The organism is Streptococcus sp. ST16 (assembly GCF_046098135.1).
Taxonomy (GTDB): domain Bacteria; phylum Bacillota; class Bacilli; order Lactobacillales; family Streptococcaceae; genus Streptococcus.
Genome location: NZ_JBJUSE010000003.1, coordinates 154,920 through 168,694 on the forward strand (window position 1 = coordinate 154,920; position 13,775 = coordinate 168,694).

Annotated in this window: 14 protein-coding genes; 12 read left to right on the forward strand and 2 right to left on the reverse strand. The window is 42.1% G+C overall.

Going from position 1 to position 13,775, the window contains the following annotated elements; genetic code table 11:
- Positions 1-66: 66 nt before the first annotated feature.
- From ndk to recA, 7 genes are all read left to right on the forward strand, one after another.
- Positions 67-486, forward strand: coding sequence for a nucleoside-diphosphate kinase (ndk, locus tag ACIY14_RS03555; protein ID WP_033585778.1), 420 nt, complete (start codon positions 67-69; stop codon positions 484-486).
- Between the two features lie 136 nt (positions 487-622).
- Positions 623-1,246 carry a hypothetical protein gene (locus tag ACIY14_RS03560; RefSeq protein WP_007520749.1) on the forward strand — a complete coding sequence of 208 codons (624 nt, stop codon included), beginning with the start codon at positions 623-625 and terminating at the stop codon, positions 1,244-1,246.
- Between the two features lie 85 nt (positions 1,247-1,331).
- Complete coding sequence (gene tsaE, locus ACIY14_RS03565) at positions 1,332-1,775, forward strand: tRNA (adenosine(37)-N6)-threonylcarbamoyltransferase complex ATPase subunit type 1 TsaE (protein ID WP_084853468.1); 444 nt, start codon at positions 1,332-1,334, stop codon at positions 1,773-1,775.
- Positions 1,765-2,286 (forward strand): GNAT family N-acetyltransferase, encoded by a 522-nt coding sequence (locus ACIY14_RS03570; RefSeq protein WP_409001546.1) that lies wholly within the window; start codon positions 1,765-1,767, stop codon positions 2,284-2,286. Before tsaE ends, ACIY14_RS03570 begins: the two co-directional genes overlap by 11 nt.
- Before the next feature lie 4 nt (positions 2,287-2,290).
- Positions 2,291-3,331 carry a biofilm formation/cell division transcriptional regulator BrpA gene (brpA, locus tag ACIY14_RS03575; protein WP_409001547.1) on the forward strand — a complete coding sequence of 347 codons (1,041 nt, stop codon included), beginning with the start codon at positions 2,291-2,293 and terminating at the stop codon, positions 3,329-3,331.
- A 73-nt stretch (positions 3,332-3,404) separates the two neighbouring features.
- Entirely contained in the window at positions 3,405-4,661 is a 1,257-nt protein-coding gene (locus ACIY14_RS03580) for a competence/damage-inducible protein A (protein ID WP_409001548.1), read from the forward strand.
- A 54-nt stretch (positions 4,662-4,715) separates the two neighbouring features.
- A complete protein-coding gene (gene recA, locus ACIY14_RS03585) occupies positions 4,716-5,867 on the forward strand; it encodes a recombinase RecA (RefSeq protein ID WP_001085521.1) in 1,152 nt (383 codons plus the stop codon).
- 118 nt (positions 5,868-5,985) lie between these two features.
- On the opposite strand, the gene ACIY14_RS03590 is transcribed toward recA, so the two are convergent.
- Positions 5,986-6,540 carry a GNAT family N-acetyltransferase gene (locus tag ACIY14_RS03590; RefSeq protein ID WP_409001549.1) on the reverse strand — a complete coding sequence of 185 codons (555 nt, stop codon included), beginning with the start codon at positions 6,538-6,540 and terminating at the stop codon, positions 5,986-5,988.
- Positions 6,541-6,649: 109 nt separating this feature from the next.
- Between ACIY14_RS03590 and ACIY14_RS03595 the strand changes: the two genes are divergently transcribed.
- Positions 6,650-8,020, forward strand: coding sequence for an MATE family efflux transporter (locus tag ACIY14_RS03595; RefSeq protein ID WP_409001550.1), 1,371 nt, complete (start codon positions 6,650-6,652; stop codon positions 8,018-8,020).
- A gap of 96 nt (positions 8,021-8,116) precedes the next feature.
- Positions 8,117-8,833 carry a YebC/PmpR family DNA-binding transcriptional regulator gene (locus ACIY14_RS03600; protein WP_409001551.1) on the forward strand — a complete coding sequence of 239 codons (717 nt, stop codon included), beginning with the start codon at positions 8,117-8,119 and terminating at the stop codon, positions 8,831-8,833.
- Positions 8,834-8,880: 47 nt separating this feature from the next.
- On the opposite strand, the gene ACIY14_RS03605 is transcribed toward ACIY14_RS03600, so the two are convergent.
- Positions 8,881-9,570: a CD20-like domain-containing protein gene (locus tag ACIY14_RS03605; protein WP_409001552.1), complete on the reverse strand. Its 690-nt coding sequence runs from the start codon at positions 9,568-9,570 to the stop codon at positions 8,881-8,883.
- A 193-nt stretch (positions 9,571-9,763) separates the two neighbouring features.
- Between ACIY14_RS03605 and ACIY14_RS03610 the strand changes: the two genes are divergently transcribed.
- From ACIY14_RS03610 to ACIY14_RS03620, 3 genes are read left to right on the forward strand one after another with little or no spacing between them, the layout of a single operon-like run.
- Positions 9,764-10,225 (forward strand): MarR family winged helix-turn-helix transcriptional regulator, encoded by a 462-nt coding sequence (locus ACIY14_RS03610; RefSeq protein WP_409001553.1) that lies wholly within the window; start codon positions 9,764-9,766, stop codon positions 10,223-10,225.
- A complete protein-coding gene (locus ACIY14_RS03615) occupies positions 10,209-11,978 on the forward strand; it encodes an ABC transporter ATP-binding protein (protein ID WP_409001554.1) in 1,770 nt (589 codons plus the stop codon). Before ACIY14_RS03610 ends, ACIY14_RS03615 begins: the two co-directional genes overlap by 17 nt.
- Positions 11,968-13,728 carry an ABC transporter ATP-binding protein gene (locus ACIY14_RS03620; protein ID WP_409001555.1) on the forward strand — a complete coding sequence of 587 codons (1,761 nt, stop codon included), beginning with the start codon at positions 11,968-11,970 and terminating at the stop codon, positions 13,726-13,728. The genes ACIY14_RS03615 and ACIY14_RS03620 overlap by 11 nt, the downstream gene beginning before the upstream one ends.
- The last annotated feature ends 47 nt before the right edge of the window (positions 13,729-13,775 follow it).

Below are 13,775 nucleotides of genomic sequence, written 5' to 3' on the forward strand. Positions count from 1 at the left end.
GAAAATTTTCCCACTTTTTCATAAAGTGTGGTAGAATAGAAGAACTAAAATGACAAGGGGATTTATATGGAACAAACATTCTTTATCATTAAGCCAGATGGTGTGAAGAGAGGTCTAGTTGGCGAGGTTTTGAAAAGAATTGAGCGACGTGGTTTCAAACTCGAAAAACTAGAGTTACGTTCAACAGTTTCAGAAGATTTGATTGACCAACACTATCGCGACTTAGTTGGAAAAAGTTTTTATCTTCCTATCCGCCAATTTATGACCTCAGGTCCAATAATTGTGGGAATCATTTCAGGTCCCAAGGTAATTGAAAGCTGGCGTGACATGATGGGGGCTACTCGTCCAGAAGAGGCTCTTCCGGGGACCATCCGGGGAGATTTTGCTAAGGCGGCAGGAGAAAATCAAGCCATTCAAAACGTCGTACATGGATCAGATTCAGAAGAGTCAGCTAAACGAGAAATCGCCCTCTGGTTTAAGGATTAGATTAGAAGAGAACAGTTCTGTGAATGACGGAATTGTTTTTTGTACCGTTCAGCGTCCTAATGTGACATTTTGGAAGTCATTTATCATTTTCTAATCCTGTCAGAGTATAATTTCTTATACGGAGGAAGAAAAGGAAATGATGAAATCAATTCGTGTTTTATTATTATTAGCTGTCGCTCAAATTTTATTTGGAAGTTGTTTATTGTGGAAGGAATCATTTTTATCCTTAAGAGAAGGAAATGTCTATTTTTTAATTCTCATAGTGGGAGTTTCTGGTTTTTGTGCTGGGATTAATTACTTCCATACCTTGGGTCAGAAAAGTCATAGTATTTTGCGTGTTCAAAAGAAAGTAAGTCTTGTTTATAGCCTTCTTTTAGTAGTCAATCTTCTGGCAACCTGTCTGGTTCTCACAGAAAGCATCCAAACTACTAGCAAATTGCAGCAGGATCTGGTTGACCTCTTTTTGCCTTCATTCTTTTTCTTGCTGGGAGTAGATCTATGGATTTTCTTACCTTTTGATAAATATATTCGGGATATGGACAACCATCTCAACAAGAAGAGAACGGTTGTGATTTCCGTTTTAGGCACGATTATTTTCTTGAGAAATCCCGTAACAATCTCCTCCATTCTCCTTTATATCGGTCTTGGTTTTTTATGTGCGCGTTTCCTCTTTCCAAAATCCGTGCAAAGGGAAATTTCATTTTACGGACATGTGATTCGCGATGTTTTATTTGTTATTTGTATTTTTACCTTTTTCTAAGAAAGGCAAGGAGAACTGTAAATGTAGCATAGTAAGTCTATAAAGAAAATTCACATAAAAGGAAACTTTTTGGTATAATAGTAACATGTACACAAAAAATGAAGAAGAGCTTCTAGCTCTCGGAGAAAGATTAGGTCATTTGCTTCAAAAAGACGATGTTCTGATCTTGACGGGAGAGTTGGGTGCGGGTAAAACAACCTTTACAAAAGGCCTTGCCAAGGGATTGGATATCCGTCAGATGATTAAAAGTCCAACTTATACTATCGTGAGAGAGTACGAAGGGCGTCTGCCGCTTTACCATTTGGATGTCTACCGTATCGAAGGAGATGCTGATTCTATTGACTTGGATGAGTTTCTCTTTGGTGGTGGTGTGACTGTTATTGAGTGGGGGCATCTTTTGGGTGAGGATTTACCAGATTCCTATTTGGAATTGGAAATTTTGAAAGAAGCTGAGGGTCGTTGCCTTCATTTTACAGCTCATGGCCCTCGGGCTGAACAACTCATCAAGGAGCTTCAGGATGGAGTATGAGTTGTGCATTCGTGAGGCAGAGACTTCAGATGCTATAGCCTTGATTGCATTTTTAGATTGTGTTGGTCAAGAGACAGACTTCACTAGCCTAGATGAAAATGGTATCATGATGACAGCTTCTGAAATGGCTCTTTTTATTGAAAAGCAAGCTGCATCGGAGAATCAAATTACTCTCCTCGCCTTACTGAATGATGAGATTGCGGGTGTCTTAAATATCACAGCGGATCAACATTTAAGGGTTCGGCATATTGGAGATGTTTTTTTAGCGGTTCGAAAGAAATTCTGGAACCAAGGATTGGCTACAATACTTCTAGAAGAAGGCATCGAGTGGGCTAAAGCCAGTGGCGTCTTGCGCCGCTTGCAACTCAGTGTACAAAAACGAAATGAGGCTGCTATCCACCTCTATTCAAAAATGGGATTTATCACAGAAGGCTTGCAAGAAAGAGGAGCCTATTTAGCAGAAGGGATATTTTTAGATGTTTGTCTGATGGGCAAATTGATAGATGAATAACAAGATGATCAAAAAATTAATTGGAATGGTGCTAGGTTTCCTGACCGTAACAGTTGTAGGTGTAGGAATTTATGCCTACACAATCTATCAGCAGGGGACCGCAACCCTGAGTCAAAAAACTTACAAAAAAATTGGTGAAGAAACCAACGTTATCGAAGCAACTGAGCCTTTAACGATTCTCCTAATGGGGGTAGATACGGGAAATTCGGAACGTACAGATCCGTGGGCAGGAAATAGTGATTCTATGATACTCCTGACGGTTAATCCCAAAACAAAGAAAACCACTATGATGAGTTTGGAACGGGATATTCTGACTAAGATCGAGAATGGAAATGGTCAAGTTCAGGAAGCCAAACTCAATGCGGCCTATGCTAATGGTGGTGCGGAACTTGCAATTTCTACTATTCAAAAGATGATGAATATCCACATTGACCGCTATGTAATGGTCAATATGCAAGGTCTTCAACAATTGGTGGATGCAGTTGGTGGAATCACCGTCAACAATACACTTGGTTTTCCAATTTCTATCACTGACCAAGAAGAGTTTAATAAGATTTCCATTGGTGTTGGGGAACAAAACTTGAATGGTGAGGAAGCCTTGGTGTATTCACGGATGCGTTACCAAGACCCTGAAGGAGACTACGGCCGTCAAAAACGTCAACGTGAAGTTATTCAAAAAATCGTAGAGAAGGTTTTGAGTCTAAATAGTGTGAGCCATTATCAAGGTATCCTCAAAGCTTTGAGTGACAACATGCAGACCAATGTGGACTTATCAGCTAAGAGCATTCCACAATTGCTCGGCTATCAAGATTCCTTCAAGAATATCGAAACGCATCAATTGCGTGGGGAAGATGCTGAGCTACAAGGGATTTCTTATCAGATTGTCACTTCAGAACATATGCTCGAAATGCAAAATCTCTTGCGTAGTTCACTAGGTAAAGAGCCAGTGACAGAATTGGAAACCAATGCGGTACTGTACGAAACAGCCTTTGGTCGGACAGCACCTTCAACCAGTAGCAGTGTTTCAAACGAAGAGGTAGAATAAAACAAAGAGTCAAATCGTGGGAAATTTCCTGCGATTTTTTCAAAAAAATTCGAATAGATAAGTAGGAGGGAAAATGAAAGCAGAAATTATTGCTGTCGGAACAGAAATTTTAACAGGGCAGATCGTCAATACCAATGCTCAGTTTTTATCAGAGAAGTTAGCCGAAATCGGGGTAGATGTTTATTTTCAAACAGCTGTCGGAGACAATGAAGCTCGTCTTTTGTCCTTGCTTGAGATTGCGAGTCAACGTAGTAATCTTGTGATTTTGACAGGGGGCTTAGGACCAACCGAGGATGATTTGACCAAACAAACTCTGGCTAAATTTTTGGGAAAAAATCTAGAGTTTAATCCTCAAGCGCAGGAAAAACTAGATATCTTTTTTGCCCAAAGGCCAGACTATGCGCGAACACCAAATAATGAGCGGCAAGCCCAAATTGTAGAAGGGGCAACTCCACTGCCAAATGAGACAGGTTTAGCAGTAGGAGGAGTGTCGGAAGTGAATGGCGTGACCTACGTAGTCCTTCCAGGGCCGCCAAGTGAGTTGAAACCCATGGTCTTAAATCAACTCTTACCCAAGCTGATGACTGGCACCAAACTGTATTCCCGAGTGCTTCGTTTCTTTGGGATTGGGGAGAGTCAGTTGGTGACCATTTTGGCGGATTTGATTGACCATCAAACGGATCCGACTTTGGCGCCTTATGCAAAAACAGGAGAAGTGACCTTGCGCTTGTCCACAAAAGCAGTCAGTCAAGAAAAGGCTGATCGAGTGCTGGATATCCTAGAAAATCAAATCTTGGATCGTCAGACTTTTGAGGGAATTTCTCTGCGAGAGATCTGTTATGGATATGGAGAAGAAACCAGCCTAGCAAGTGTCGTTGTAGAAGAGCTTAAGAAGAGACAGAAAAGCATTACTGCAGCAGAGAGCTTGACGGCAGGCCTCTTTCAGGCTACTTTAGCAGACTTTTCAGGTGTTTCAGCTATCTTTAATGGCGGTTTTGTCACTTACAGTTTAGAAGAAAAGTCCAAGATGCTGGATATTTCTGAGCAAGAGCTGAAAGAACATGGTGTCGTTTCAGAGTTTACAGCTCGAAAAATGGCAGAGCAGGCACGTCTCAAGACTCAGTCTGACTATGGAGTTAGTTTGACGGGTGTGGCAGGACCAGATAGCCTAGAGGGGCATCCAGCTGGCACAGTTTTTATCGGCTTGGCGCATGCAAAAGGGACCGAGGTGATCAAGGCTAATATTACCGGACGGAGCCGTGCAGATGTTCGTCACATCGCGGTTATGCATGCCTTTAACCTAGTTCGCAAGACTTTATTAAGTGACTAAATTTTGGTATAATGAAAGACGGGTCTAAGGACCAGTAGAATATAGGAGAACAAAATGGCGAAAAAACCAACAAAAAAATTAGATGAAATTGGGAAAAAATTTGGAGCTGATCGTGAAAAAGCATTGAACGATGCTCTTAAATTGATCGAGAAAGATTTCGGTAAAGGCTCAATCATGCGTTTGGGCGAGCGTGCAGAGCAAAAAGTGCAAGTCATGAGTTCAGGTTCATTGGCTCTGGACATTGCTCTTGGTTCGGGTGGTTATCCTAAGGGACGTATCATCGAAATTTATGGACCAGAATCATCTGGTAAAACAACAGTTGCCCTTCACGCTGTCGCGCAAGCACAGAAAGAAGGCGGTATCGCTGCCTTTATCGATGCGGAACATGCCCTTGATCCAGCCTATGCTGCGGCCCTTGGTGTGAATATTGACGAATTGCTCTTGTCACAACCAGACTCAGGAGAACAAGGTCTTGAAATTGCAGGAAAATTGATTGACTCAGGTGCAGTTGACCTTGTCGTTATTGACTCGGTTGCTGCCCTTGTGCCTCGTGCAGAAATCGATGGGGATATTGGAGATAGTCACGTTGGTTTGCAAGCTCGTATGATGAGCCAGGCCATGCGTAAACTCGGAGCTTCTATTAATAAAACCAAAACAATTGCCATCTTTATCAACCAGTTGCGTGAAAAAGTTGGGGTCATGTTTGGAAATCCTGAAACAACACCTGGTGGACGTGCTCTGAAATTCTACGCTTCAGTCCGTTTGGATGTTCGTGGAAGCACACAAATCAAAGGAACTGGTGACCAAAAAGATACCAATGTTGGTAAGGAAACCAAAATCAAGGTCGTGAAAAACAAGGTGGCTCCACCATTTAAGGAAGCTTTTGTTGAAATCATGTACGGAGAAGGGATTTCTAAGACCGGTGAGCTCTTGAAGATTGCAAGTGATCTCGATATTATCCAAAAAGCAGGAGCGTGGTACTCTTACAAGGGTGAAAAAATCGGGCAAGGATCAGAGAATGCTAAGAAATACTTGGCAGATCACCCAGAGATTTTTGATGAGATTGACCATCAGGTTCGTGTTCAATACGGTTTGATTGAAGATGAAGAGGGAACCGCTCCTACTTCTGTCGCTGAAGATCTAGCACCTAACCAAGAAGTGACGCTTGACCTAGGCGATGGACTTGAAATCGAAATTGAAGAATAAAGATAAAACTAGGTAAAGTTTTCAAAATCATAAAAACGCATAATATCAGGTCTTCATAACCTTGATATTATGCGTTTTATCGTGAGAAAGTTCATTAGACTTCTCTTCCGTGAAATAACTAATGATCACTAAAGCGTCTGTATTTGATATGAAAGTCAAAATAATGTTCATCTTGTAATTTTTGGAAGATGTCGCGATAGGCTTCCTCGTCGAAATGGTCACCGCGGTAGAGAATTTCAAAACTCAAGCCATCATACTCTAGAAAAGCGTTAGCTGTTTTAAAGCCATTTTGTTGATAGAAGCTCATACGAGCTTTTCTTTGTTCCAAGTTATCGCATTCTTCATCCAATCGCTCCACTTCAAGCAACATGGTCCGCTGGTAAAAATCAGTTAGTTTGTCGATAATTTCCTTCCCGTACCCGTGACTTCTTAAGTGAGGCATGATGGCAAAAAAGCTAACATAGAAGGCCTTTTGGTTGGAGATGGCAAAAGCAAAGCCAACAAATTCTTCTTCGTTATAAAAAGCAAAAAAGTGGGCGTCATCTCGGTCCTGATAGCGCAAAAACTCAGAAAGAGGGACTCGTTCTTCCTCGGGGAAAGCTTCGTTATTTAGCTTTTCAACTTTATCAAGATCTGGAAACACATCGGTTATTAATTGACTGGTCAAACTCATAAATGACCTCCTTTTCTTGATTATAGCAAATTGTCTCTCTGTAAGCAATTGATTTCAGGATTCGTTAAAGAATCTTGTCGGTCCTCTGGAAAGCTGATATAATATCCTTATGAATAAAAAACGAACAGTGGACCTGATTCATGGCTCCATTCTTCCCTCACTTTTGAGCTTTGCCCTTCCAATTCTGTTGTCCAATATCTTCCAACAACTGTACAATACAGCTGACGTCTTGATTGTAGGGCGGTTCCTTGGACAAGAATCCCTAGCAGCAGTAGGAGCAACGACGGCTATCTTTGATCTGATTATCGGCTTTGCCCTCGGAGTTGGAAATGGGATGGGAGTTGTCATCGCTCGTCTTTACGGTGCTCGTAATTTTGCTAAGATTAAAGAAGCTGTTGCAGCAACTTGGATTCTGGGTGCCATCCTGAGTGCTCTTGTCATGCTGATAGGCTTCTTCGGCCTTTATCCACTCTTGCAATATTTAGAGACACCTGTAGAAATCCTTCCTCAATCCTATGAGTACATCTCCATGATTGTTACCTGTGTAGGGGTTAGTTTTGCTTACAATCTTTTTGCAGGCTTACTGCGCTCGATTGGCGATAGCCTTGCGGCTCTTACTTTTCTTATCTTTTCAGCTATCGTTAATGTGATCTTGGATTTATATTTTATTACGCAACTGCATCTGGGAGTTCAGTCTGCGGGTCTTGCAACCATTATCTCGCAGGGTTTGTCAGCAATCCTCTGTTATTTTTATATTCGTAAGAGTGTTCCAGAGCTTCTTCCGGGTCTCAAACATTTCAAATGGAATAAGGCTCTCTATGTGGATCTCTTGGAGCAAGGACTAGCCATGGGTCTGATGGGGTCAATCGTCTCTATCGGAAGTGTCATTTTGCAATCCTCTGTCAATAGTTTTGGTGCAGTCATTATCAGTGCTCAAACGGCAGCACGGCGAATCATGGCCTTTGCCTTATTACCAATGACAGCTATTTCAGCATCGATGACGACTTTTATCTCTCAAAACTTTGGAGCGAAACGTCCCGAACGTATTGTCCAAGGTCTTCGTTTAGGGAGCTATTTGAGTATGTCTTGGGCAGCCCTTGCCTGTATTTTCCTATTTTTTGCCAGTCCTAGCCTAGTTTCTTTCCTAGCAAGTTCGACAGACAGCTACTTGGTAGAAAACGGGACCTTGTACTTACGTATCAGTTCTGTATTTTATCCATTTTTAAGTCTTTTATTGATTTATAGAAATAGCTTGCAGGGACTAGGCCAAAAACTTTTGCCCCTCGTATCTAGCTTTATCGAGTTGTTTGGGAAAATTATTTTCGTAGCTTGGATTATTCCTTGGACAGGCTACACAGGTGTTATTCTCTGTGAACCGCTACTCTGGGTTGTGATGACTGCCCAACTTTACTTCTCCCTTTCCCGACACCCTTGGATAAAAGAAGGCAAGAAAATCGTGGCAGTCGGAGGAAAATCCTAGCTTGCTTTGCAAAAGAAAATCCATTTCCTCTAGTGAAAATCAGCTAGACTTGTGTTATAATAAGAAAGATTAAAATGTGAAAAAAGGAGATTCCTAATGGGACGTAAATGGGCCAATATCGTAGCCAAGAAAACGGCTAAAGATGGAGCTAACTCTAAAGTATATGCAAAATTTGGTGTAGAAATCTATGTAGCAGCTAAAAAAGGGGAACCAGACCCAGAATCAAACACTGCTTTGAAATTCGTTATCGACCATGCTAAACAAGCCCAAGTGCCAAAACACGTTATCGATAAAGCGATTGATAAAGCAAAAGGAAACACAGACGAAACCTTTACAGAAGGACGTTACGAAGGATTTGGACCAAATGGTTCTATGCTGATTGTTGATACCTTGACTTCAAACGTCAACCGTACCGCAGCTAATGTTCGTGCTGCTTTTGGTAAAAATGGCGGTAACATGGGAGCTTCAGGTTCTGTTTCTTACCTCTTTGACAACAAGGGTGTTATCGTATTTGCTGGTGATGATGCGGATGCTATCTTTGAGCTTTTGCTTGAAGCAGACATTGATGTGGATGATGTAGAAGCAGAAGAAGGAACAATCACTGTTTACACAGCTCCAACTGACCTTCACAAGGCTATCGTTGCTCTTCGTGAGTCTGGTATCGAAGAATTTCAAGTTACTGAACTGGAAATGATTCCTCAGTCAGAAGTTGAGTTGTCAGGTGAAGATTTGGAAACCTTTGAAAAACTTTACAGCGTTCTTGAGGATGATGAGGACGTCCAAAAGATCTACACAAATGTAGATGGATTCTAATAAAAAAGCGAACAGACTTGCTAGCTGTTCGCTTTTTATATTTGAGATTAGATTCTGGTTCCAGAATCTCTTTGCTGCCGGCTTTCTCCTAGGCCTACAGCTATTTTATGAACTAGTAAGAGTTGACCATTATCCTGTTTTACAAAGGTTAGAGTAACGGTCTTGATTCTATCATCAATGCCAATATAGGTAATTTTCTTTGTGTCGTAGCTCTCAATAGTGGAATCAAACTCGGAGTCTGGCAGTCCGTGTTTTTTGATAATATCCTTGTAGTTGGTACCACCTTTTCCTTTGTTATCAAGGTCACCTTCAATTAAAGCGTCGAACTGTTCTTGTGTCCAAGTGAAGGTATCGTCTTCTTCCTCATCTTCGGGGAGTGAATCAATGGTATCATCTGTCAAGTCGCGTTCCATTGAGGAGCTAGCTTCTCTATAGGAACGGTTAAACTCTCTGACAAAATCTTTGTAGACATTAGCGTACAGTATCTGGGTCGTAAAGAAAAGTACAACAGAAGCAACTGCGAGAGATGTTCCGATAATGGCCATTGTTTTTCGTTTTTTGAGATTGGCAATAAGTCCGATAATACCTAAGATCAACGCGACAATAGCGATGGAAAACGATAGATAGTTAATAAACGGGATCCAGGACCCTAAAAGTGCGATGGCTCCAAAAATGGTTGCTAAAATCCCTAAAACTTTTTGTTCTTCTGGTTTCATTTGAACGTTTTCTCCCTTCATCGAGTGAATGGATTCCTATCCACGGTAGCTAGTGCTTATTATAGAGAAAATATTCTCCAATGTCAATTCAGACTAAAATAGTTCTCTAGGAAACTTTTTTCTTGACATCTCTTCTGAAAGTGATAAAATAGTTCTCATGGAAACTTAATTAGTTCTCCTGAGAACTATATTCAATCGTGAGAAAGGAGCAATCATGGACAAGCCGATGTTGATTTTTAAACGCTTTGGGCACCAGGTTCACCTGATGGTACAGAAAGAAGCTAAGCGATGTGGCATTGAATTTATGGGTGGACCGCAAGGGCAGGTTCTGCGTTTTTTAGATCATTGTGAACAAAAAGAGGAACTGGTCCTGATTAAGGATATCGAGCAGGAACTCAATATTACTAAATCTGTGGCGAGTAATTTGGTCAAGCGCATGGTACAAAATGGTTTGATCGAGTTAGAGGCGAGCCCCAGCGATAAGCGGGCAAAATTTGTTCACCTGACGGAGAAATCGCGTTCGCAGATGCAAAAAGTTAAAGCTTTTTTTGATCGGATTGATCAGAGTCTGCTAGAGGGTGTTTCAAAGTCAGACTTGGCAATCTTTGAAAAGGTACTCGGGCAATTGCAAGAAAATGTTGAGAAGATAGGAGGAGAGAATGAAGAAACTCGCTAAACGTATTACAGGAAAAGAGTGGGGGATGATTGTTCTTACGATTCTTTTCACTTGTTTCTCGGTCTATCTCGAGTTAGAGGTACCGACCTACATTTCACAAATTACAGAGTTACTCGGAACGTCTGGAACGCAGTTGGATGCACTCTGGTCACCAGCTGCGAAGATGATTGGTTTGTCTTTATTGGCTTTCTTTTCATCTGTTATGGTTGGTTTCTTTGCCGCTCGCGTTGCAGCATCCTATACAACCCATCTACGCACTGATGTATTTCATCAGGTTTTGGATTTTTCGCAGACAGAGATCAAACGTTTTTCAATCCCAAGTCTTTTGACTCGGACGACCAATGATATCACTCAGATTCAGATGCTCTTTACTATGGGCTTACAGGTAGTGACTCGTGGGCCTATCATGGCCATCTGGGCCATTGGAAAAATCCTTGGGAAGTCGGAATACTGGCTCTGGGCAGTCGTTGTGGCTGTTATTGTGAATGTCTTGATGACCACTATTCTCATGACTCTGGCCTTTCCAAAACAATCGGTCATCCAAAAATTGACAGATAAACTCAATAGCATCACTCGTGAAAGCTTGACTGGGATTCGAGTTGTTCGTGCATACAATGCGGAAGATTACCAAGATGAAAAATTTGAAGCAGCCAATGATGAAGTGACGCGTCTCAACCTCTTTGTCAATCGATTGATGGCGATTATGAACCCGATTATGATGGCGATTTCAAGTGGATTGAGCTTAGCCATTTACTGGATTGGTGCCTATATCATCAACGGCGCAAGTTTGGCGGAACGTTTGCCACTCTTTAGTGATATGGTGGTCTTCATGTCCTATGCTATGCAGGTCGTGATGGGCTTCCTTCTCATGGGAGCACTCTTTATCGTTCTTCCTCGTACCTTGGTTTCGGCAGGACGTATCAATCAAGTATTGGATCTGCATCCTTCTATTGAAAATCCTAGTCATGCACAGACGGCGGATCCTTCAATTCAAGGACAAGTAGAATTCCGTGATGTGACTTTCCGCTACTCTAAAAATTCTGAAGCAGTCGTGGAACATGTCACCTTCAAAGCAGAAGCGGGTCAAACCGTAGCCTTCATTGGATCGACTGGATCAGGTAAGTCCACGCTTGTCAACCTCTTGCCTCGTTTTTACGACGTTTCAGATGGAGAAATCCTAGTGGACGAAGTTAATGTTCAAGACTATGACTTGGAAGATTTGCGCAATAAAGTCGGCTATATTCCACAAAAAGCTGTGCTTTTCTCTGGAGATGTCAAGGGGAACTTGAACTTTGGTAAGAGCAAAGAAACTCCTCTAAGCGAGGCTGCTATGTGGCAAGCCTTGGAATTGGCCCAGTCTAAAACCTTTATCGAGGACAAGGAAGCAGGTCTTGCATCAGAAGTAGCCCAAGGCGGAACCAACTTCTCAGGAGGTCAAAGACAGCGTTTGGCCATTGCGCGTGCCTTGGCTCGTAAACCAGAGATTCTCATTTTTGATGACTCCTTCTCAGCCTTGGACTACAAGACGGATCGTATCTTACGCCAAGAGCTAGCTGAGAAAACAAAATCCATGACCAAGCTCATCGTAGCACAACGGATTTCTACCATTATGGACGCCGACCTGATCTTAGTCTTGGATCAAGGAAAAGTCGTGGGACAAGGCACCCATAAGGAACTTCTAGCTACCAACGAAGTCTACCAAGAAATTGCCTATTCACAACTATCGAAGGAGGAATTGGAACATGGAAAATAAGAAAATGTCTTTTTGGAAATATTATAAACCTTTTCTAGCAGGTCTCCAACTTCCCCTACTAGTAGCGGTTGTAGCAGCTGTATGTTCAAGCATCATCACTGTTTATGGACCAACCAAGATTAAGGAAATTACCAACTTGATTTCAGATGGTTTGATGACGGGAATTGACCTAGAGGCTGTTTCAAGTATTGCTAGCTTTTTAGTGATTCTCTATGTACTTGGTGCTATCCTCAACTATACACAGGCCTATATCTTTTCAACCAGTATCCAACATTTTTCAAAACGTTTGCGGACAGCAATCGCTGAAAAGATCAATCGTTTGCCTCTTGGCTATTTTGATCGTCATTCGCAAGGGGACACTCTATCTCGTGTGACCAATGATGTGGATACGGCGGCGCAATCTCTCAACCAAAGTCTCGGAACAGTTATCTCAGCCAGCTTCTTGTTGATTGCTGTTTTGGTGACCATGTTTGGGATGAACTGGATTTTAGCTCTGGTAACGGTTGTCTCAACCTTACTAGGATTTGTGGCCGTTTCTATCATTATGGCTAAGTCACAAGGTTACTTTAAAGCCCAACAAAATAATTTAGCGGCCGTCAATGGTTATGTGGAAGAGATGTACTCTGGCCACAATGTAGTGACCAGCTACAACGCAGTGGACACCTCCAAAGCGAGATTTGCAGGTTTAAACCAGGACTTGCATGATAGTATCTGGAAATCTCAGTTTGTCTCTGGTATCATGATGCCAGCCATGTTCTTTGTTGGGAACTTTAGTTATGTCCTAGTCATTATTGTTGGAGCTGCATTAGCGCTAGAAGGGCATATCACTATAGGGATTATTGTAGCCTTTATGGTTTACGTACGGACCTTTTCCCAGCCCTTATCACAGATTGCCCAAGGGATTACGAGCTTACAACAAGCGAGTGCAGCCATGGGACGTGTCTTTGAATTTCTAGGTGAAGCTGAGATGCAGGATGAATCCCATAAGGAAAGACAATTGGCTCATATGAAAGGAGAAGTAGTCTTTGATCGCGTATCCTTTGGTTATACACCAGAACGCACCATCATCCATGATTTTTCCGCGACAGCTCATGCAGGTCAAAAGGTCGCTATCGTTGGGCCAACTGGAGCTGGTAAGACAACCATTGTCAATCTTTTGATGAAGTTCTATGAGATTGATAAGGGAAGTATCCGTATCGATGGTGTCGATACCAAGGATATGAAGCGCTCAGAAGTACACGATGCCTTTTCAATGGTCTTGCAAGATACTTGGCTCTTTGAAGGAACCATTCGAGAAAATCTCATCTACAATCAAACAGGCATCAGCGATGAGCGGATGATGGAAGCTAGCAAGGCTGTAGGAATTCACCACTTTATCATGACCTTGCCAGATGGCTACGATACTGTTTTGGATGATACCGTGACCTTGTCTGTTGGACAAAAACAGCTCTTGACCATTGCTCGTGCCCTTCTCAAGGATGCACCGCTCTTGATTTTGGATGAAGCGACATCCTCAGTCGACACACGTACAGAGGAATTGATCCAAAAAGCCATGGACCGTTTGATGGAAGGCAGAACTTCCTTTGTCATCGCCCACCGCTTGTCAACGATTCGTAATGCAGATTTGATTCTTGTCATGAAAGATGGAAATATCATCGAGCAAGGCAATCACGAGGAGCTGATGGCGCAAGGTGGCTTCTATGCGGATCTCTACAATAGTCAATTTACAGAAGACGAAGCAGAAGAATAAATCTAAAGAAGGCTTGACGGCCTTCTTTTTCTGCACTATACTAGAAG